This is a genomic window from Streptomyces graminofaciens (genome assembly GCF_030294945.1).
Lineage (GTDB): Bacteria > Actinomycetota > Actinomycetes > Streptomycetales > Streptomycetaceae > Streptomyces > Streptomyces graminofaciens.
Genome location: NZ_AP018448.1, coordinates 4,054,764 through 4,074,900 on the forward strand (window position 1 = coordinate 4,054,764; position 20,137 = coordinate 4,074,900).

A 20,137-nucleotide genomic window follows, 5' to 3' on the forward strand; every position below is an offset into this window, starting at 1 on the left:
TCTTGGAGCCCGAGAGGGGGCCTTGGGTGCGGGGAGCACCCGAGGGTTCGACGGTTCACACACACCTCGAGGGTCTGGCAGGACATGCGGGTCTGCTGCCGCCAGGGCGGGTTGTTCAACTGGCTCTGAAATAGCCGGAATGTCATTCATGCACGGGGGGCGGGGGCCTTCCGGGGGGAGGACAGTACGGGGGGCGGGGGCCTCCCGAGGGGGAGCAACAGTGTTAGGCGAACACGTCGAACCACTGGGGACCTGGGGGGTTCTGTGCGGCAAGGGGAATTGGCCAGCCCGTTTCCATCGGCGCGCGGGCGTATGGCGAACGGGGCAATCAGCCGGCCCGCGATCGAATGGGAGCAGCGGTACCGCCGTACCGTGATCATCAGCGATACCGCGGCCACCGCTTTCGTGGTGGCGGCGATCGGCAACTTCTTCGGGGCCCGGGACGCGGCCAACTGGCACGAGAAGTGGGGAATTCTCGCGTTCGGCACCGAGCTGCTGGTGCTGGGGTCGCTCGCGGTGAGCCGGGCATGGGCTCCGGCCGTGCTCGGCCAGGGAGCCGAGGAATTCCGCCGGCTCGGACGCTCACTGTTCATGGCGACCGTCGTACTGGCGCTCGGCGGGATCGCCCTCACCTCGCGCAACATCAAGCTCTGGATCTTCGTCGCGATTCCGGCGATCGCGCTGGTCACCATGACCATGCGGTACCTGCTGCGCCTCTCGCTGCACAAGCAGCGGAAGGAAGGGCGGTGCCTGAGACCGGTGCTCGCCGCCGGGAGCCCGGCCACCGTGCGCGACCTGATCACCCGGACCCGTAAGTTCCCCCACCTCGGCTGGCGGGTGGACGCGGTGTGCACGACGGACGGTCGCGGGCTCGACGATGACCAACTGGACGGAGTGCCGGTCGTCGGCCGGCTGGAGGACGTCGCCAAGCACGTCCGCCACGACGGCTACCGAGTCGTCGCAGTCACACCGGACCCGCACTGGTCACCGGACCGACTGCAGCGGCTGGCCTGGAACCTCGAAGGCAGCGACGCCGAGATGGTCGTGGCCCCCGTGCTGATGGAGGTGGCCGGGCCGCGGCTGCACGTCGACGCGGTGCTCGGGATCCCGCTGCTGCGGGTCAGCATGCCGACCTTCACCGGGGGCCGCCGGGCGGTCAAAGAGGTCGTCGACCGGATAGGCGCAACGATTCTGCTGATGCTGTTCGCGCCGCTGATGCTGATCGTCGGGCTGCTCGTGGTGGTGGACAGTCGGGGTGGGGCGTTCTACCGCCAGCGCAGGGTCGGCAAGGACGGCCTCGAGTTCACCATTCTCAAGTTCCGCACCATGGTCGCCGGGGCTGACGGGGCTCGGGCCGCGCTCGCCGGCCGCAACGAGGGCGCCGGCCCGCTGTTCAAGCTCCGCCGGGACCCGCGGGTGACCCGGGTGGGAACGATGCTGCGCCGGTACTCCCTCGACGAGCTCCCGCAGCTTTTCAACGTGCTCACCGGATCGATGTCGCTCGTCGGTCCGCGGCCTCCGTTGCCGGAGGAGTCCGCCGCGTACGGCCCGGACATCCGGCGACGGCTGCTGGTCAAGCCCGGACTCACCGGCCTGTGGCAGATCAGCGGACGCAGCGACCTGTCGTGGGAGGAGGCGGTCCGGCTGGACCTGCGGTACGTGGAGGACTGGTCGCTCGCCCTGGACACAGTGATCTTGTGGAAGACGCTGCGTGCGGTGCTCCATGGGCAGGGGGCCTACTGATGCGCGGGAGTCTGCAACTCAACGGTCCCGCCGACGCGCGGACCGCAGGCCCCAAGGGCCTGCCCTGGGGGAGGAACGGGTCATGAGGGTCAGCGTTTTCGGGCTCGGCTACGTGGGCTGTGTGTCGGCCGCGTGCCTGGCCAGCATGGGTCACGAGGTCATCGGGGTGGACGTGAACCAGGTGAAGGTCGACCTGGTCAACGACGGCAGGGCCCCGGTGGTCGAGGAGCGGATCGGCGAGCTCATCGCCGACGTCGTGCGGACCGGAGCATTAAGCGCCACCGTTGACGTCCGCGAGGCGATCATGGGCAGTGAGGTGTCGCTGGTCTGCGTGGGCACGCCGTCGGAGCCCAACGGCAGCCTGTGCACCACGTACTTGGAGCGGGTCACCGAGCAGATCGGCGCCGCGCTGGCCGAGCGGGGCGGGCGGCACACCGTCGTGTTCCGTAGCACCATGCTCCCGGGCACCTGCCTGAACCTGCTGGTACCGATCCTGGAGAAGTACGTCGGCGGCACGGCCGGGGTGGACATCGGGGTCGCGGTCAACCCGGAGTTCCTGCGCGAGGGCACGAGCGTGCGGGACTTCTTCGACCCGCCCAAGACCGTCATCGGCGAGCTCGACCCGGTAAGCGGCGACGCGGTGCTGGCGCTGTACGACGGCCTGCCCGGCGAGGTGTTCCGGGTGCCGATCCCGACGGCCGAGGCGATCAAATACGCGGACAACGCGTTCCACGGCCTCAAGATCGGCTTCGCGAACGAGCTGGGCGCTGTGTGCCAGGCGCTCGGGGTGGACTCGCACCAGGTGATGGACGTGTTCCTGGCCGACCGCAAGCTGAACATCAGCCCCGCCTACCTGCGGCCCGGCTTCGCCTTCGGCGGCTCCTGCCTGCCCAAGGACCTGCGCAGCCTGGTCCACGCGGCGCAGCGGGCCGACGTCTCGGTGCCCATCCTCGCCCATGTGCTGCCCTCCAACTCCGACCATCTGCAGCGCGCGGTGGAGCTGGTCGAGCGCACCGGCAAGCGCCGGGCGGGCCTGTTCGGGCTGTCCTTCAAACCCGGCACCGACGACCTCCGCGAGAGCCCGCTCGTCGAGCTGGCGGAGAGGCTCTACGGCAAGGGGTACGACCTGAAGATCTACGACGCCAATGTGAGCCTCTCCCGGCTGCTCGGCGCGAACCGCGAGTACATCGAGACCCGGCTGCCGCACCTCGCGCAGCTGCTCGCGGACTCCGTGGACGAGGTGCTCGAACACGCCGAGGTGGTCCTGGTCGGAACCAGGGATCCGGCCGTGCTGTCGGCGCTGCCCCATGGCGACGACGGCCCGGTGATAGTCGACCTCATCCACCTTCCCGACGCCGAGGCGCGCCGGGCCGAACCGGGGTACATAGGCCTTGCCTGGTGACACGACGAGCGACGACCGGCCGGGCCGGCGCGCGCTGATTCTGGTGGAGAACCTGTCGGTGCCGTTCGACCGGCGGGTGTGGCAGGAGTGCACGACGCTGCGCGACGCGGGCTGGAAGGTGCACGTCATCTGTCCCCGGGGGACCAAGCGGGACACGGAGGCGGAGGCGGAGATCGACGGGGTGCGGATACACCGCTACCCGTTGCGCGCGGCCACCGGAGGGCCGGCCGGCTACCTGCGGGAGTACGGATCGGCGTTGTGGCACACGGTCCGGCTGGCCCGGAAGGTCGGCCCGGTCGACGTGGTCCATGCCTGCAACCCGCCCGACCTGCTGTTCCTGCCGGCACTGTGGCTGAAGCGGCGCGGAGCGCGGTTCGTCTTCGACCAGCACGACCTGGTACCCGAGCTGTACCTCTCCCGGTTCGGCCGCGGCGAAGATCTGCTCTACCGCGCCGTGTGCGCGCTGGAACGGCTGACCTACCGGGCCGCGGACGTCGTGCTCGCCACGAACGAGAGCTACCGGGACGTCGCGGTGCGCCGTGGCGGCCGGCGGCCGGCGGACGTTTTCGTGGTGCGCAGCGCGCCCGACATCGAACGGTTCCAACCGGTACCGGCCGAGCCGGAGCTGAAGCGCGGCAAGCCTCATCTGCTGTGCTACCTCGGCGTCATGGGCCCGCAGGACGGCGTCGACTACGCCTTGCGGGCCCTGGCGAAGCTGCGCGACGAGTTCGGGCGGACCGACTGGCATGCGGTGTTCGTCGGCGCCGGCGACGCCTTCGACGCGATGGTGGAACTGTCCCGGAAGCTCGGGCTCTCCGAGCAGGTGCAGTTCACCGGGCGCATTCCGGACGCCGACCTGGTGCGCTACCTGTCCACCGCGGATGTGTGCCTCTCCCCCGACCCGCGCAATCCGCTCAACGACGTGTCGACCATGAACAAGGTCCTGGAGTACATGGCGATGGGCCGGCCGATCGTCTCGTTCGACCTCCGGGAGGCGCGAGTCTCCGCCGGTGACGCCGCCGACTACGCGCCCGCCAACGACGAGGCCGAGTTCGCCAAGCTCATCGCGCTGCTGCTGGACGATCCGGAGAAGCGGGCCCGGATGGGCAAGATCGGCCAGGAGCGGATCAGCGGGGCGCTCTCCTGGCGCAACTCCCAGCGATCACTGCTCGCCGCCTACGCCGCTGCCTGCCGTGACGACTCTCCGGTGTCGGCGGGCCACCCGAACCGGGTAAGAAAGAGGCCGCGCCGTTGAGCGATGACACGATACGCCTGGTCACGATCGGGCGGATACTCCGTCGGCGCCGACGGCTTCTCACCATCCTCGCCGTGGTGGGTGCGCTCGTCGGCTACGGCACCTCGTTGCTGCTTCCGCCGCGTTACACGACATCGGCATCGGTACTGCTGCCGGGTGCGTGGGAGGAGCGCGAGCTGCTGACCCAGACGGAGATCGCGACCAGTTCGGTGGTGGTCGACCGCGCGGCCGCCACGCTCGACTGGACCGGGGTCGGCGGCAGCGAGCTGCGGGATCGGGTGAGCGCCGAGGCCACCGACGGGAACATCATCAAGATCTCGGGCACGGCCGACACCCCGAAGCGCGCACAGCAGCTCGCCGACCAGGTGGCCCAGCAGTTCGTCGCCTTCGCCGCGCGGATCGCGGGCGAGGACACCGAGTCCGAAGCGGCGGCGCCCGAGGCACTGCGGCAGATGGTGGTGAAGACCAACCGCCGTATCACCGAGCTGGCCGACGCGGCCGGTCCGGGGCAGACCGTGGAGAGCGTGCAGACCCGCACCGAACTCGCGAAGCTGCGCGCCGCGCTGCAGCAGGCCATCGACAAGCTGGACCAGGCCGACCCGGCCTCCGAACAGGCCAACCTGGTCGTCATGGGGCCGGCGGCCCGGCCGACCGGGGAGACACCGCCGACGAGGACGCAGCTCATCGTCGCCGGGGCGCTGCTGTTCTTCCTCCTCACGGTCATCGGCCATCTCGTCGCCGCTCGGATGAGTCGCCGGCTGCGCACCGAACCGGAGATCGCCGCGGCGCTGGGCTCGGCACTGCTGGGCACCGTCGACGTACCCGGTGAACGGGCCGCGTACCGGCCGAAAGGCCGTGGCCCGCGGGCCCGGATCCGGAGGCTGCTGGGCGCCGACATCCGGTGGGACCTACCGACCCCGCGGACCTCCGGCGACGAGGCCGGCAGGCAGATCCGCTACCGGCGGGTGTGCGCCCGCCTCCGGGACCAGCTGCCGGTCCCCCGGCGGCTGCTGGTTGTCGTCCCGGACGGCGACGAGATCGCCCGCCGGGCCGCCGGGCAGCTCGTCGCCGAGGCCGAGAGCGATCCGCTGCTGCGGGTGGTGGGGGTCTCGGTGTCCCGGCCGATGGTGCCGGACCGCGACAACGAGTCCGGTGCCCTGGTCGTGCTCAGCGCGGGCAGCTGGACCGCAGGGGAGCTCGCCGGCATCGCCGAGGCGTGTGCGGACGCCAAGCACGAGATCGTCGGCATCGTCCTCGCCGGCCCGGTCCGGGCCCGTCCGACGCGGTCCGCCGGCCGTCCTCGGGATGCCGCCACGCCGGGGCTCGCGGTCGGCGACGACGCGACGGGAGGTTCACGGTGACGACGCGTACGACTTCGGAGTCGTCGGCCGCCGCTCCGCTGCTGGACCTGCAGGCGCTGGTGGTGGCGGTGCGCAGGCGCCGCCGCCTCTGGTGCTCCATGGCGCTGCTGGGGCTGCTCGCCGGCGTGGCGGTGGCGGTCCTGCTGCCGCCGCCGCCGACCGCGGTGACCAAGGTGCTGGTCGCGCATCAGGCGGACCAGCCGAACGACCCCGGAACGCTGATCCGCACCGACGTCGCGCTGTTGCAGACCACGCGGATCGCCAGTGAGGCCCTGCAGTCCCTCGAGTCCTCGGAAAAACCGGAGGACTTCATGGAGGACTACGAGGGTCTCGGCCTGACCAACAACCTGCTGCAGATCAATGTGACGGGTGACAGCGACGCGGAAGCGGTGGCCCGCGCCAAGGCGCTGGCCGACGCGTTCGTCGCGGACCATGTGAAGCGGATACGGGAAGCCGCGAACGCCGAGGCCAAAGCCCTGCTCGACCAGCGTGACCGGCTACAGGACGATCTCGCCCAGGTCAACAAGGCGATCGGAGACGGATCACCGGACAGCGGGCCGAAGTCGTCGGCGGACATGGAGTCGCTCTTCGCCCGCCGGGCCGAACTCACCTCGCGGATCTCCGATTTCGACCAGCGCGCAGCGGAGGCGCGCATCGGCACGCCCCAACTCGTCGCCGGCACACAGATCGTGGACGCACCGCGCGCGGTGCGCCACTCCCTGCCCAAAACCGCTGCCACCAACGCCGCGATCGGGCTCCTCCTCGGGCTCGCCCTCGGGCTCGCGGTGGCCGCGGTCGGCACGGTGGTGGCGGACCGCCCCGTGCTGCGCCGGGACATCGCGGCGAACCTCGGCGCCTCGGTCATCGCGGAGCTGCCCGGCCGGTCGGCCGGGCTGTGGCGGCGCCGACGGATCCGGGCGGCACGCGAACGGCTCACCATGTCCCTGGCCCGCGCCGTGCGCGGCTCCGCGGACCCGGTGTCGCTGCTGGAACTGGGCTGTGCGCGCAGCGCGAGCGTGATCGCCCTGGACCTCGCCGGGGCACTGGCGGCGGACGGGCCAGTGGTCGTCATCGATGGCCTGCCCGACCTGCGGCTCGCCGGCCGCCGCCCGAAACCAGGAGACCCGACCGTGGTCAGCGGCGAGCGTGCCGCGGCCGTGTCGCCTCAGGAGCGCCGGCTCGGCGTCGGCTCGGTGGCGCCCGGCACGGCGTGGACCGACCTCCAGTACCTCGGCACTCAGACCGTGCTCGTCGTGCGTGCCGGGCACGGCAGCGCCGCATGGCTGCACACCGTGGCGCGGCAGCTCGCGGACCAGCGCATTCCGGTGATCGGTGTGGTGCTGATCGACCCCGATCCGCGTGACCGGACCGACGGCACGCTGTGGGACGGGCTGCGCACCGCGCTGCGCGGCCAGAACGAGCGGCTGGCCCGGCAGAACGGGACGAGCCGACATCGGACGGAGCGGCTGCCGGTGTGGGCGGATCGGGTCCCGGACAGCGACCAGGAGGCACGGTAGGACATGTGTGGCATCGCAGGCACTTACCGATGGCCGGACGGGAAGGTCGTGACCGACCGGCTCACCGATACCCTCGCCCACCGCGGTCCGGACGGGGCGGGCCGGTACAGCCACCCCGCCGGTGACGGCGAAGTGCACCTCGGGCACCGTCGGCTGGCCATCATCGACCTGTCCGAGACCGGCGCCCAGCCGATGGTCTCGGGCGGCCTCGTCCTGACGTACAACGGCGAGCTGTACAACGCGCCCGAGCTGCGTGCCGAGCTGGCAGCCGCCGGGGTGCGCTTCCGCGGTACCTCCGACACCGAGGTGCTCCTTGAGGCCTGGCGGCGCTGGGGCACGGACTGTCTGCCCCGGCTGCGCGGCATGTTCGCGTTCGGGATCTTCGACGAGCGAACCGGTGAGCTGGTGCTCGCCCGCGACCAGCTCGGCATCAAGCCGCTGTTCCTGCTCCGGCGCGGCGAGGGTCTGGTGTTCGCCTCCGAGCTCAAGGCGCTCGCCGCCGCGACCGGCGGGTCGCTGGAGGTGGACCACGCGGCGCTGGTGGCCTCGCTGCTGTACTACTGGGTGCCGGACTCTCGGTGCGCGTTCCGCGAAGCGGAGAAGCTGCCGCCGGGGAGCTGGCTCAGGTGCCGGCCCGACGGCCGGGTGGAGCGCGGCCGGTACTGGCACTTGAAGGACGTCGCCGCCGAGGGCCGGGAGCGGGCCCGGAGCGGCGAGCAGCCGGACCTGGCCGCCATCGTCGAGGAGTCGACCCGGCTCCACCTGCTCTCCGACGTACCCGTGGCGACCTTCCTCTCCGGCGGTCTCGACTCCAGCTACCTGACCGCGCTGGCGGCCCGCGACCGACCCGGGATCTCCGCCTACACGATCGGGTTCCGCGCCGAGGACGCCAGGTTCGAGGCGATGCCGGACGACCTGCGCTACGCCCGGCAGGTGGCCGAGCGGTTCGGCGTCGACCTGCACGAGATCGAGATCGCTCCGAATGTGCTCGACCTGCTGCCGCAGATGACGTACCACCTGGACGAGCCGATCGGCGACCCCGCCGCGATCAACACCTTCCTGATCTGCCAGGCCGCCCGGGAGGCCGGGGTCAAGGTGATGCTCTCGGGGATGGGTGCCGACGAGCTGTTCGCCGGTTACCGAAAGCACCTGGCCAACCTGCTCGCGCTGCGCTACCAGCGCGTACCCCGGCCCCTGCGGCGCGGCCTGTCCAGGGCCGTGGACCGGCTGCCGGTCGCCTCGGCCCGCCGGGGGTACCGGTCGGTGCGGTTCGCGAAGCGGTTCCTGTCCTTCGCCGATCTGCCGGAGGAGACCGCGTTCCGGCGCAGCTACACCATGTACGACCAGGACGAGCTGCTCGCCCTGCTCGATCCGGACCTGGCCGGGACGGTCGAGGACGTGCTGACCGAGCACGCGGACATCTACCGGGACAACGACCTCGACGACTTCGTCAACCGCATGTGCCTGGGCGACGCCCGGATGTTCCTGCCGGGCCTGAACCTCGCCTACACGGACCGGTCGAGCATGGCCGCGTCGACCGAGGTGCGGGTGCCGTACGTGGACGTCGAGGTGGTCAAGGCGGCGTTCGCCGTCCCCGGCGACCGCAAGATCGTCGGACGACAGGGCAAGGCAGTCCTCAAGGAGGCGGCCACCTCGATCCTGCCCCGGGAGATCGTGTACCGGCCCAAGGGCCTGTTCAGCGCCCCGCTGCGGGCCTGGATGAGCCGGGATCTGGCGCCCCTGGTGCGCGAGGTGGTGAACGACGGCGAGCTCGTCCGTTCAGGGCTCCTGCGCCGCGACGCCCTGGCGCGCATGGTCGCCGAGGACGCCGCCGGGCACCGGGACTTCTCCAAGCATCTGTGGCATGTGCTGACCCTCGAGTACTGGTACCGCGGCGCGACCTCCGGGGCCGGCCAGAACTCTCCCTTCACGGCGTAGAGACAAGAGGACTTCGGGTGAAACAGGTTGTACAGAACTACAAGAGCGGCGAGCTGGCGCTGCTCGACGTGCCGGTGCCGGGGTGCAAGCCGGGCGGTGTGCTGGTCCGCACCGCCTACTCGCTGATATCCACCGGGACCGAGCTCATGAAGGTGTCCGAGGCCGGCATGTCGATGCTGGGCAAGGCCCGCTCCCGGCCGGACCAGGTGGCCAAGGTCATGCAGAGCGTGGCCACCAACGGGGTGCCCGCCACCTACCGCAAGGTGATGGGCAAGCTGGACTCCTACACACCGCTGGGCTACTCGCTGTGCGGGGTGGTCGAGCAGGTCGGCACCGGGATCGACGATGTGAAGGTCGGCGACCTCGTGGCCTGCGCCGGCAATGAGCACGCGTTGCACGCCGAGCTGAACTGGGTGCCGAAGAACCTCTACGCCCGGGTGCCGGACGGCCTCGCGCCTCGGCACGCGGCCTTCGGCACCGTCGGGTCGATCGCGATGCAGGGTGTCCGCCAGGGCGAGCCGCAGCTCGGCGAGGTGGCGCTCGTCATCGGCCTCGGGCTGATCGGGCAGCTGGTGGTGCAGTTGCTGGCCGCCTCGGGGGTCCGCGTCGTCGGGGTCGACCCCGATCCGGTGCGCTGCGAGCTCGCCGAGCGGCTGGGCGCGGCGGCCTGCGGCGATCCCGCGTCCGCGGCCGTGGAGGCCGCCGTCGCCGAGCTCACCGACGGTCACGGCGTGGACCAGGTGTATCTGGCCGCCGGCGGCGGCAGCAACCAGCCCGTCGAGCTGGCCGCCCGGCTCTGCCGGGACCGCGGCCGGGTCGTCGACATCGGCAAGTGCCGCCTGGACCTGCCGTGGAACGCGTACTACGAGAAGGAGCTCGACGTCCGGTTCTCCCGCAGTTACGGCCCCGGGCGCTACGACCCGGAGTACGAGCTCGAGGGGCGGGACTACCCGATCGGCTACGTGCGCTGGACCGAGCGCCGCAACCTGGCGTGCTTCCTCGACCTCGTCGCCCGCGGTCGCGTCGACGTGGAGCCCTTGGTCTCCCACATCGCCGACTTCGATGACGCCGTCGAGACGTACCAGCGCCTGAAGGACGGCGACCTGAAGGCCGTGGCCGTGCTGTTCCGGTACCCCGAACACGCGGCCGAGGTGGCGGCCGAGGCCCCGGCGGTGGCCGTGCCCGCGGTGAAGCGACCCGGCGGCGGGGTGTCCACCTCGGGCCGGGCCGCCAGGACGCCGGTGCGCCTCGCGTTCGTCGGCGCGGGAAACTACGCGACGTCGATGCTGCTGCCGCACCTGGCACAGCGCGACGGCGTCGAGCTGTCGACCGTCGTCACCACGACGGCGCTGTCCGCGGCCAACGCGCAGCGGAAGTTCGGCTTCGCCGAGGCGACCACCGATCTCGACGCCGTGCTCGGCGACAAGTCCATCGACGCCGTGTTCGTGGTCACCCGGCACAGCTCGCACGCCGAACTGACCCGGAAGGCACTGCTGGCCGGCAAGACCGTGTTCGTGGAGAAGCCGTTGGCGCTCACCGAGGACGAGCTGGCCGGTGTGCTCGCGGCGGTGGAGGAGTCCGGCAACGACCGGCTGCAGGTGGGCTTCAACCGCCGGTTCGCGCCGCTGTTGCAGGAGGCCAGGAAGCGGTTCGGCGCCAGGACCGGTCCGGCGAGCCTCCGCTACCTGGTCAACGCGGGCCGGCTGCAGCACGGCAGCTGGTACCTCCAACAGGGCACCGAGGGCTCGCGGTTCGCCGGCGAGGGCGGACACTTCATCGACACGGCGAGCTGGCTGCTCGAGGCCGACCCGGTCTCGGTGTACGCGGTCGCCACGTCCGGCAACGAGGATCTGCAGGTCGTGCTGCGCTACCCGGACGGGTCCACCGCCACCATCAGCTACGTCACCACCGGCGCGGCCGGCTTCCCCAAGGAGACGCTGGATCTGGTCGCGGACGGCAAGGTGTTACGGCTCGACGACTTCGTCCGTGCCTCGCTGTATTCAGACGGCACAGTCGGCAGCAAGCGGTGGGTCAGCTCGCGGCTGCCCAAGGCCCGGGACAAGGGCCAGTCCGCCGAACTGGCCGCGTTCATCAAGGCCGTGCGGACCGGCGGGCCGATGCCGGTGCCGCTGGAGTCTCTGGTCGCCACCACGGCGGCCACCCTCGCCGTGCAGGCCGGCCTGGTCGGCGGCGCGCCGGTGACGTTGGCGGGGGCGCGATGACTGTGAGTTCAGGGAGTCCGGGCTGGTACCTGCGGCGGCTGTCCCGGATGGGACCGCGGGAGGTCGGCGGCCGGGTGGGCGACGCGGTGCGCAGGCGGCGGTGGCGGTCGGCGCGGCCGGACAGCCCGAGCGTGACCGGCGCCCGGTTCACCGCGGTACTGCCCGCGGGGACGATCGCCGCGGTGCCACCGGACGCCGCGAAACGTCTCGTCGCCGAGGCGGACCGGCTGATGGCCGGGCACGCCGAGTACTTCGGGGTGGACCGCGACGACCTGGCCGACCCGGACTGGTGGTACGACCCGAAGACCGGGCGCCGGGCTCCGTGGGGCTACGCCTTCGACGTGCCGTACCGGAACGAGGACGCGGTCGGGGACATCAAGCAGATCTGGGAGCTGTCCCGGCATCAGTACCTCACCGTGCTCGCCGCCGCCTACGCGATCACCGGGGACGAGCGGTACGCCGAGCGAGTGGCCGAGCACCTGCGGTCGTGGTGGGCGGGCAACGCGCCGCTGCGCGGAGTGCACTGGACCAGCGGCATCGAGCTGGGGATCCGGCTGCTGTCCTGGGTGTGGATCCGCCGGCTGCTCGACGGCTGGCCGGGCGCGGCCGGGCTGTTCGAGGACAACCCGGTGGCGCTCCGCCAGATCTGGCACCACCAGCATTGGCTGGCCGCCTTCCCCAGCCGGGGGTCTTCGGCGAACAACCACGTCGTCGCCGAGGCCGCCGGGCAGTTCGCCGCGGCCTGCGCGTTCGGTTGGTTCCCCTCCTCGGCGCGCCTGCGAGCCGACGCGCTGCGGTCGCTGGAGCGGCAGCTGCGGAGCAACACCTTCCCCTCCGGCCTCAACCGCGAGCTGGCCACCGAGTATCACGGACTGGTGCTGGAGCTCGGCCTGGCCGCGGTGGCCGAGGCGGATGCCGCCGGCGTGCCGGTCCCCGCGTCGATCCGGCTGGTGCTGCTGCGGATGACCGACGCGCTCGCGGCCGTCGTGGACAACCGGCTGCGGCCGCCGCGCCAGGGGGACGCGGACGACGGGCACGGTCTGGTCGTGGACGGCGCGGGCACCGACCGCTGGGCCTCGCTGCTGGCCACCGGGGACGCCGTGTTCGGCCGGCTCGCCTGGTGGCCGGCGGTGACCGGCACCGATGTGCGCACCCCGCTGCTGGCCGCGCTCATCCGGCCGTACTCGAAAAACGGAGCCGCGCCGGCCGTGTCCCGACCGGCGAGCCGACCGGCCCATTTCGCCGACGCGGGCATGACCATCCTGCGTGGTCCGGGGGAGATCTGGTGCCGCTGCGACGGTGGTCCGCACGGGTTCCTGTCCATCGCCGCGCATGCCCACGCGGACGCGCTGTCCGTGGAGGTCCGGCACGACGGGGTCGACGTGCTCGCCGACCCGGGGACGTACTGCTACCACGGGCAGCCCGAGTGGCGGCAGTACTTCCGGTCGACCCTCGGCCACAACACCCTGCGACTGGACGGCGATGACCAGTCCGTCTCCGGCGGCCCGTTCCTGTGGACCCGGCACGCCCGCAGCCGCGTCCTGGTCGCGGACACATCCGGCGCCACCGATGGGGGGACGGCCCGCTGGTGCGCCGAGCACGACGGTTACCAGCCCTCCGTGCACCGCCGCCGGGTGGAGCTGACGGCCGCGAGCCAGGAGCTGAGGGTGGTCGACGAGGTCCACGGAGGGCTCAGCCCGCGCCGGGCCCTGCGGTTGGCGTTCCACCTCGGCCCGACGATCGCCGCGGACCTGGAGGGGAACCGGGCGGTGCTCACCTGGACCCGGGACGGCGAGGACCGCTCCGCGACGCTCGACCTGCCCGGGCAGCTGTCCTGGCGGGCGCATCGCGGCGAGAGCGACCCGCCGCTGGGCTGGTACTCCGCCGGCTTCGGGCGCAAGGAACCCACCACCACGCTGGTCGGCACCGGCTTCGCCGACGACGCGCAGGGGTTCACCACCGTACTCAGGTTCCGCGACTAGGGAGGACGCTTGGGGATCAAGTGGCGGCACTGGGCATGGCCGGCGGCACCACTGGCGCTGGCCCTGCTGGCGGCGACCGGCTGTGAGAGCACGCCGGGCGCGCGGCCGAAGCCGACCGCCGCGCCGTCCACGTCCGTGGCCCGGGTGTGCGCCGAGCCCGCGGCCGGGCCGGCGAAGGCGCCGGCGGGCGCGGTGACGGTCGACCCCTCGGTGACCGGTGACCTGGCCGCGAAGACCAAGAGCAACCCCCCGCACACCACGTTCTGGCTTCGACCGGGCAAGCACAGGCTCGACCCGAACCGCTACGCCCAGGTGTTCCCCAAGGAGGGGAACAGCTACCTCGGCGCGCCGGGCGCGGTGCTCGACGGCCGGAAGACCAACCAGTACGCGTTCGGCGGCACCGCCCCCGACGTCACGATCCGCTACCTGACCGTGCAGGGTTTCGTCGCGCCGAACGACGAGGGCGTGGTCAACCACGACTCGGCCGACGGGTGGGTGATCGAGCACGCGACGATCCAGAAGAACTCCGGCGCCGGGCTGATGGCCGGTGCCCGCCAGCAGGTCCGCGCCAGCTGCCTGCGCGACAACGGTCAGTACGGCATGAACGCGTACAAGGCCAACGGCCGCATCACCGACCTGGTGGTCGAGGGCAACGAGATCGTGGGCAACAACACCGGCGACTGGGAGCGGCGGCGGAAGGGCTGCGGCTGCACCGGAGGCGTCAAGTTCTGGGCCGTCGACGGCGCCGACATACGCGGCAACTGGGTGCACGACAACCGCGGAACCGGGTTGTGGGCGGACACCAACAACAACGACTTCCGCATCGAGGGCAACGTGCTCGAGGACAACGACGGTGCCGCGCTGATCTACGAGACCAGCTACAACGCGGTCATCCGGAAGAACACGATCCGGCGGAACAACTGGGTCGAGGGCCGCAAATACGCCGACCGCGGCGACAACTTCCCGTTCGCGACCGTCTACCTGTCCGAGTCCGGCGGCGAACCACGGATCCCAGCCCGCACGGACAAGATCGAGATCTATCGGAACGTGCTGGAGAACAACTGGTCCGGGATCACCCTGTGGGAGAACGCCGACCGGTTCTGCAACAGCCCGGCCAACACCTCGTCCGGTGACTGCACGTTGCTGGTGAAGAAGACCGACCGCTGCGCACAGCCGGCGATCGCCACCGCACCGCTCTACGCCGACTGCCGGTGGAAGACCCAGCGGGTGGACATCCACGGCAACCGCTTCGTGCTGGACAAATCCGTCGTCGACTGCACGGTGCGGTGCGACCGCATGGCGGTGCTGGCCAACTACGGCACCTATCCGGACTGGTCGCCGTACCAGGGCGAGCGGGTGGCCGAGGCGATCACGCGCAAGCAGCACAACCGCTGGCACGACAACGTCTACCTCGGACCATGGAAATTCGTCGCCCACGACCCGAGCCGGATACTCGACTCCGGGCAGTGGCAGGACACGCCGTACCGGCAGGACGCGGGCAGCACGTTCCGCGCACGGGCCGGTGGTTGAGATGAGCCCAAACCATACGGACCACACGTCGAAGATCGTCGGGACGGTCTGGGGGCTGCTGGTCCTCAACACGCTCGGCTCCGCCGGGGCGAAGACCATCGTCCCGCTGCCCCGCTCCCTCATCCAGATGGTCACCATGGGCGCGCTGGTCGCCGCGTTCGCGCTGGCGCTCGCCGTCAATCTCCGGCTGCGCATCCGAGCCAGCGCCTTCTTGTTCCTGCTCACCCTGCTGCTGGTGCCGAGCGTGATCTCCAGCGCGGACCTGGAGTCCGGGTTCGGCGCGGTGTTCCGCTGCGTCCGGCTGGCTCTCTTCATCGGCACGCTGTGGCTGCTCAGCCGCTGGTGGGACGGCAGCCCGACGTTCGTCCGGCACCACATCCGGATGTATTTCGTGGTCCTCGGGTCGGTGGCCGCGGGCGCGATCATCTCACCGGGCGCCGCCATGCCCGAGCTCTACGGCGGGCGGCTGGTCGGCGCGCTGTGGCCGCTCACCCCGCCGCAGATCGGACAGTACGCCGCGGTGATCATCGGGCTTTCCGTGCTGCTCGTTCTGGGCCGCCGGACCGACAGGCGCAGCGCGGCGGTGGTCGTCGTGCCGGCACTCGTCCTGCTCGCGCTGACCCATACCCGGACGGCCACGCTCGGCCTGCTCATCGGGCTGGTGTTGGCGATCGGCTCGCTCTTCCTGACCAGCGCCGCCGCCCGCCGGTTCTTCACCTGGGCGGTGCTGTGCGCCGCCGTGACCGCGGTGGGGTTCGGCTCCGCGCTGCAGGCGTGGTTCCTGCGCGGACAGAGCCAGGAGAACTTCACCAGCCTCACCGGTCGGGCCAAGGTGTGGGACGCCCTGCTGGCAGCGCCCCGGACGACCTCGGAGTATCTGTTCGGCGCGGGCCTGGGCGACAAGTCGTTCGGCGGGCTGCCGATCGACAACAGCTGGCTGGCCGTCTACCACGAGCAGGGCATGACCGGCGTCGCCCTGGTGGCGGCGATCATCATCGTGTTGGGCGGCGTCGCGCTGCTGCGGCCACCGTCGCTGTCGAGGGCCTGCGCGATCTTCCTGATCAGCTACTGCGCGATCGCGTCGTACACCGAGGCCGGGCTGGGCGACGCCTCACCGTATCTGCTGCATCTGGCCGTGGCCGCTTCGCTGCTGGCGGCACCTGCCGCGGCCACTCCCCTCTCGACATCCGAACTCCCTCGACGACGCGTCCCGCGATGGGCCCAGAGATCGGAGGTGACCTGAGCATGCACGGCGTTCACGTCCTGGTGGTGCACAACCGCTACGCCTCGGCGCAGCCGAGCGGGGAGAACAAGGTCGTCGACCAGGAGGTGGCGCTGCTTCGCGGGGCCGGCCACCGGGTCGACGTGTTCGAGCGGCGCAGCGACGACATCGCCGCCCGGTCCCTGCTGGGCAAGGCCGCCATACCGCTGCTGGTGCCGTGGAACCCGGCGGTCCGCGCGGAGCTCGCCGACCGGCTTCGCAGCGAGCGGCCGGACGTGGTGCACGTCCACAACGTCTTCCCGTTGCTGTCGCCGGCGGTGCTGGCCGCCTGCGCCGACGCCGGTGTGCCCGCCGTCGCCACGCTGCACAACTACACCCAGGTCTGCCCGCCCGGCACGCTGCAGCGGGACGGCCGGCCGTGCACCGAGTGCGTCGGGTCCTCGCCGCTGCCCGCCGTCCGGCACGGCTGCTACCGGAACTCCCGGCTGGCGACGGTGCCGCTCGCGGTCAGCCTGTCGGTCAACCGGCGGCGGTGGTGGTCCGGCGTGGAGCGGTTCTTCTGCATCTCCGCGGCGCAGCGCGACGTCCTGGTGCGGGCCGGCATGCCGGCCGAGCGGCTGGCGGTGAAGCACAACTTCGTGCCCGACCCGGGCTCATGCCGAGAGGGCGACGGCGAGCATCTGCTCTATCTCGGCCGGCTCGCGGAGGCCAAGGGCGTGCGGCTGCTCATGGCCGCGTGGGACGAGATCGCCGCCGCCGGCGGGGTGGGCGTGCCGCTCGTGATCGCCGGCACGGGGCCGCTGGAGCGGGAGGTGACCGCCTGGGCGGCGGGCCGGGACGACGTGCGGTACGTCGGCCTGTACGACACGGCGCAGTGCCGGCAGGCCATCGCGCGGTCGGTCGCCGTGGTGGCTCCCTCCACGTGGCTGGAGGCGTTCGGCCTGGTGGTCGTGGAGGCGATGGCGGCCGGGGTCCCGGTCGTCGCCGCCGGTCACGGCGCCTTCGTCGAACTCGTCGAGGACGGGGTGACCGGGCTGCTGCACCGGCCGGGCGAGACCGCCTCGCTCGCGTCCTGCCTGCGCCGGATCACGGCCGGGTCGGCCCGCAACCGGGAGATGGGCCGGGCGGCCCGGCGCCGTTACGAGCAGGGCTTCAGCCCGGCCGTCGGGCTGGAGCGCCTGGTGGATGCGTACCGCACCGCGATCGCGGGTCGGTCAGCACTGGCTCGCGGCGGGGACACCCGCGCGAGCAGGGGGGATGGGGACAGTAGATGACACGATGCCGACTCTGCGGCTCGGAAGCGATGGCGAGCGTCGTCGATCTTGGGGCGACGCCACCATGTGAGAGCTTTCTCGCCGCGGACCAACTGGATCAACCGGAACCGGCGTACCCGCTGCACCTGCGGGTCTGCACCGACTGCTGGCTCGCGCAGATCCCTCCGCTGATCACGCCGGAGGAGACGTTCAAGGAGTACGCGTACTTCTCCTCCTACTCGACCTCCTGGGTGGAGCACGCGCGCACGTTCGTCGACGACGCCGTGCGGCGGCTGGGGCTGGGCACCGACGCCTTCGTGGTCGAGGTCGCGAGCAACGACGGGTACCTGCTGAGGAATGTGGTGGACCGCGGGATCCGCTGCCTCGGCATCGAGCCCTCGGTGAACGTCGGCGCCGCCGCGCGCGACGCGGGTGTGCCCACGCTCACGGAGTTCCTGGACCCGGCCACCGGCGCCGACGTCCGCGCCGAGCACGGCCCGGCGGACCTGGTCGTGGCGAACAACGTGTACGCGCACATCCCCGACGTGGTCGGGTTCACCCGGGGGCTGCGCGCCCTGGTCGCCGACGACGGCTGGGTCTCCATCGAGGTGCAGCACCTGCTGACCCTGATCGAGGAGAACCAGTACGACACGATCTACCACGAGCACTTCCAGTACTACACGGTCGCGTCCGCGATCCGAGCCCTTGCGAGCGGCGGACTCGCACTCGTGGACGTCGAGCTGCTGCCCACGCACGGCGGCTCCATCCGGCTGTGGGCCCGGCCGGCCGAGGTGGCCGGCGAGCCGACGCGGCGGGTGGCCGACGTGCTGGACCGGGAGAAGGCCGCCGGGCTGCAGGAGCTGTCCGGGTACACCGAGTTCTCCGCCCGGGTGGCCAAGGTGCGCCGGGACCTGCTGCGGTTCCTCATCGAGGCGGCCGAGCGCGGCGAGACGGTCGTCGGCTACGGCGCCCCGGGCAAGGGCAACACCCTGCTCAACCACTGCGGCATCCGGCCCGACCTGCTCCCGTACACGGTCGACCGCAACCCCTACAAGCACGGCAGGTTCACCCCGGGCACCCGCATCCCGATCCTGCCGCCCGAGCAGATAGCGGCCGACAAGCCGGACTACGTCCTCGTCCTCCCGTGGAACCTGCGGGCCGAGCTGGTCGAGCAGCTGTCCTTCGTGCACGACTGGGGCGGCCGGCTGGTCTTTCCGATACCGGAACTGAGCATTGTCGAGGTCAAGGCATGAAGGTCGTACTGTTCTGCGGCGGCTATGGGCTGCGTATGCGCAACGGAACCTCCGACGACGTGCCCAAGCCGATGGCGATGGTCGGCCCGCGGCCGCTGATCTGGCACGTCATGCGCTACTACGCGTACTTCGGGCACACGGAGTTCATCCTGTGCCTCGGGTACGGGGCCCACCACATCAAGGACTTCTTCCTCAACTACGAGGAGACGACGTCCAACGACTTCGTGCTGCGGGGCGGGCGGACCGAGCTGCTGTCCACCGACATAGCCGACTGGACGATCACGTTCGCGCAGACGGGCATCGAGTCGCCGATCGGGGAGCGGCTGCGCCGGGTGCGGCACCACCTGGACGGCGACGAGATGTTCCTCGCCAACTACGCCGACGTGCTCACCGACGCCCCGCTGCCGGAGATGATCGACCGGTTCGCCCGGCGCGACGCCGGCGCGTCGATGATGGTGGTGCCGCCGCAGTCCTCGTTCCACTGCGTTGACCTGGGCGATGACGGCCTGGTGGGGGGCATCACCGCGGTGAGCGACATGCCGCTGTGGGAGAACGGCGGCTACTTCGTGCTCCGCCAGGAGATCTTCGACCACATCCCGGAGGGCGGGGACCTGGTCGCCGACGGATGCGCCCAACTGGCCAAGCGGGGCCGGCTGGTGGCGCACCAGCACCGCGGCTTCTGGAAGCCGACCGACACCGTGAAGGAGCGGGCCGCGCTCGACGACGCCTACGCCCGGGGCGACCGCCCGTGGGCCGTGTGGGAACGGGACGGCGCGGCGACCGGCAGCAGGGACGGCTCCGGAGCGAGGGCGTGATCCGGCTCGGGGCCGGGCGCCTGGACCGGATAGTCGCGGTGGGCGCGCACTGCGACGACATCGCCATCGGCGCCGGCGGCACGCTGCTGACGCTGTGCCTCGCACGGCCGGGCATCCGCGTCGACGCGCTGGTGCTCTCCGGCGGTGGCAGCGAGCGGGAGCAGGAGGAACAGGCCGCGCTCACCGCCTTCTGCCCGGGCGCCGACCTGCGGCTGACCGTGCACAAGCTGCCGGACGGCCGGCTGCCGGCGCACTGGGACGAGGCCAAGGCCGCGGTCGAGGAGCTGCGCGCGCAGACCGAGCCGGATCTCGTACTGGCCCCGCGCACCGAGGACGCCCACCAGGATCACCGCGGCCTGGCGAAGCTGATGACCACCGCGTTCCGCGACCACCTCGTACTCGGCTACGAGATCGTCAAGTGGGACGGCGATCTCGGCCGTCCGTCGGCGTACCAGCCGCTGTCGCCGGAGATCGCCGAACAGAAGGTGCGGCTGCTGCAGGAGCACTACCCCTCGCAGCGGCACCGGCCCTGGTACGACCGGGAGGCCTTCCTCGGCCTTGCACGAATCCGCGGCATCGAATGCCACGCGCGATACGCCGAGGCGTTCGCCGCCACCAAACTCACGCTCGACCTGGGGGAATGA

14 protein-coding genes are annotated in these 20,137 nt (G+C 71.5%); all 14 read left to right on the forward strand.

All coding sequences use genetic code 11. The features are described from left to right. Window positions 1-264: 264 nt before the first annotated feature. The 14 genes from SGFS_RS17345 to SGFS_RS17410 all read left to right on the forward strand — a co-directional run bounded on the left by SGFS_RS17345 (window position 265) and on the right by SGFS_RS17410 (window position 20,137). Window positions 265-1,743: a sugar transferase gene (locus tag SGFS_RS17345; RefSeq protein WP_286251300.1), complete on the forward strand. Its 1,479-nt coding sequence runs from the start codon at window positions 265-267 to the stop codon at window positions 1,741-1,743. An 82-nt stretch (window positions 1,744-1,825) separates the two neighbouring features. Beyond that, a complete protein-coding gene (locus tag SGFS_RS17350; protein ID WP_286251302.1) occupies window positions 1,826-3,145 on the forward strand; it encodes a nucleotide sugar dehydrogenase in 1,320 nt (439 codons plus the stop codon). Next, complete coding sequence (locus SGFS_RS17355; RefSeq protein WP_286251304.1) at window positions 3,135-4,400, forward strand: glycosyltransferase family 4 protein; 1,266 nt, start codon at window positions 3,135-3,137, stop codon at window positions 4,398-4,400. The genes SGFS_RS17350 and SGFS_RS17355 overlap by 11 nt, the downstream gene beginning before the upstream one ends. After that, a complete protein-coding gene (locus SGFS_RS17360; RefSeq protein ID WP_286251306.1) occupies window positions 4,397-5,761 on the forward strand; it encodes a Wzz/FepE/Etk N-terminal domain-containing protein in 1,365 nt (454 codons plus the stop codon). The genes SGFS_RS17355 and SGFS_RS17360 overlap by 4 nt, the downstream gene beginning before the upstream one ends. Then, window positions 5,758-7,278, forward strand: a complete 1,521-nt coding sequence (locus tag SGFS_RS17365) for a Wzz/FepE/Etk N-terminal domain-containing protein (RefSeq protein ID WP_286251308.1) — start codon at window positions 5,758-5,760, stop codon at window positions 7,276-7,278. Before SGFS_RS17360 ends, SGFS_RS17365 begins: the two co-directional genes overlap by 4 nt. Window positions 7,279-7,281: 3 nt before the next feature. Next, complete coding sequence (gene asnB / locus SGFS_RS17370; RefSeq protein ID WP_286251310.1) at window positions 7,282-9,216, forward strand: asparagine synthase (glutamine-hydrolyzing); 1,935 nt, start codon at window positions 7,282-7,284, stop codon at window positions 9,214-9,216. A gap of 17 nt (window positions 9,217-9,233) precedes the next feature. Continuing rightward, the gene (locus tag SGFS_RS17375; protein ID WP_286251313.1) at window positions 9,234-11,438 is read left to right on the forward strand and encodes a bi-domain-containing oxidoreductase; all 2,205 of its coding nucleotides are present in this window, start codon (window positions 9,234-9,236) and stop codon (window positions 11,436-11,438) included. Further along, on the forward strand, window positions 11,435-13,420 hold the full coding sequence (locus tag SGFS_RS17380) for an alginate lyase family protein (RefSeq protein WP_286251314.1): 1,986 nt from the start codon (window positions 11,435-11,437) through the stop codon (window positions 13,418-13,420). Before SGFS_RS17375 ends, SGFS_RS17380 begins: the two co-directional genes overlap by 4 nt. Window positions 13,421-13,429: 9 nt before the next feature. After that, entirely contained in the window at window positions 13,430-14,950 is a 1,521-nt protein-coding gene (locus SGFS_RS17385; protein WP_286251316.1) for a right-handed parallel beta-helix repeat-containing protein, read from the forward strand. 1 nt (window position 14,951) lies between these two features. Continuing rightward, complete coding sequence (locus SGFS_RS17390; RefSeq protein WP_286251318.1) at window positions 14,952-16,193, forward strand: O-antigen ligase domain-containing protein; 1,242 nt, start codon at window positions 14,952-14,954, stop codon at window positions 16,191-16,193. After that, a complete protein-coding gene (locus tag SGFS_RS17395) occupies window positions 16,166-17,446 on the forward strand; it encodes a glycosyltransferase (protein ID WP_434027316.1) in 1,281 nt (426 codons plus the stop codon). Before SGFS_RS17390 ends, SGFS_RS17395 begins: the two co-directional genes overlap by 28 nt. Further along, window positions 17,443-18,678, forward strand: a complete 1,236-nt coding sequence (locus SGFS_RS17400; RefSeq protein ID WP_286251321.1) for a class I SAM-dependent methyltransferase — start codon at window positions 17,443-17,445, stop codon at window positions 18,676-18,678. The genes SGFS_RS17395 and SGFS_RS17400 overlap by 4 nt, the downstream gene beginning before the upstream one ends. After that, window positions 18,675-19,493 carry a glycosyltransferase family protein gene (locus SGFS_RS17405; RefSeq protein ID WP_286251323.1) on the forward strand — a complete coding sequence of 273 codons (819 nt, stop codon included), beginning with the start codon at window positions 18,675-18,677 and terminating at the stop codon, window positions 19,491-19,493. The genes SGFS_RS17400 and SGFS_RS17405 overlap by 4 nt, the downstream gene beginning before the upstream one ends. Continuing rightward, window positions 19,490-20,137 carry a PIG-L deacetylase family protein gene (locus tag SGFS_RS17410; protein ID WP_286251325.1) on the forward strand — a complete coding sequence of 216 codons (648 nt, stop codon included), beginning with the start codon at window positions 19,490-19,492 and terminating at the stop codon, window positions 20,135-20,137. Before SGFS_RS17405 ends, SGFS_RS17410 begins: the two co-directional genes overlap by 4 nt.

Bases quoted from the DNA above. Each gene is read 5' to 3' on its own strand.
- SGFS_RS17350 (WP_286251302.1), top strand. From the start codon at position 1,826: ATGAGGGTCAGCGTTTTCGGGCTCGGCTACGTGGGCTGTGTGTCGGCC.
- asnB (WP_286251310.1), top strand. From the start codon at position 7,282: ATGTGTGGCATCGCAGGCACTTACCGATGGCCGGACGGGAAGGTCGTG.
- SGFS_RS17380 (WP_286251314.1), top strand. From the start codon at position 11,435: ATGACTGTGAGTTCAGGGAGTCCGGGCTGGTACCTGCGGCGGCTGTCC.
- SGFS_RS17390 (WP_286251318.1), top strand. From the start codon at position 14,952: ATGAGCCCAAACCATACGGACCACACGTCGAAGATCGTCGGGACGGTC.
- SGFS_RS17395 (WP_434027316.1), top strand. From the start codon at position 16,166: ATGGGCCCAGAGATCGGAGGTGACCTGAGCATGCACGGCGTTCACGTC.
- SGFS_RS17400 (WP_286251321.1), top strand. From the start codon at position 17,443: ATGACACGATGCCGACTCTGCGGCTCGGAAGCGATGGCGAGCGTCGTC.
- SGFS_RS17405 (WP_286251323.1), top strand. From the start codon at position 18,675: ATGAAGGTCGTACTGTTCTGCGGCGGCTATGGGCTGCGTATGCGCAAC.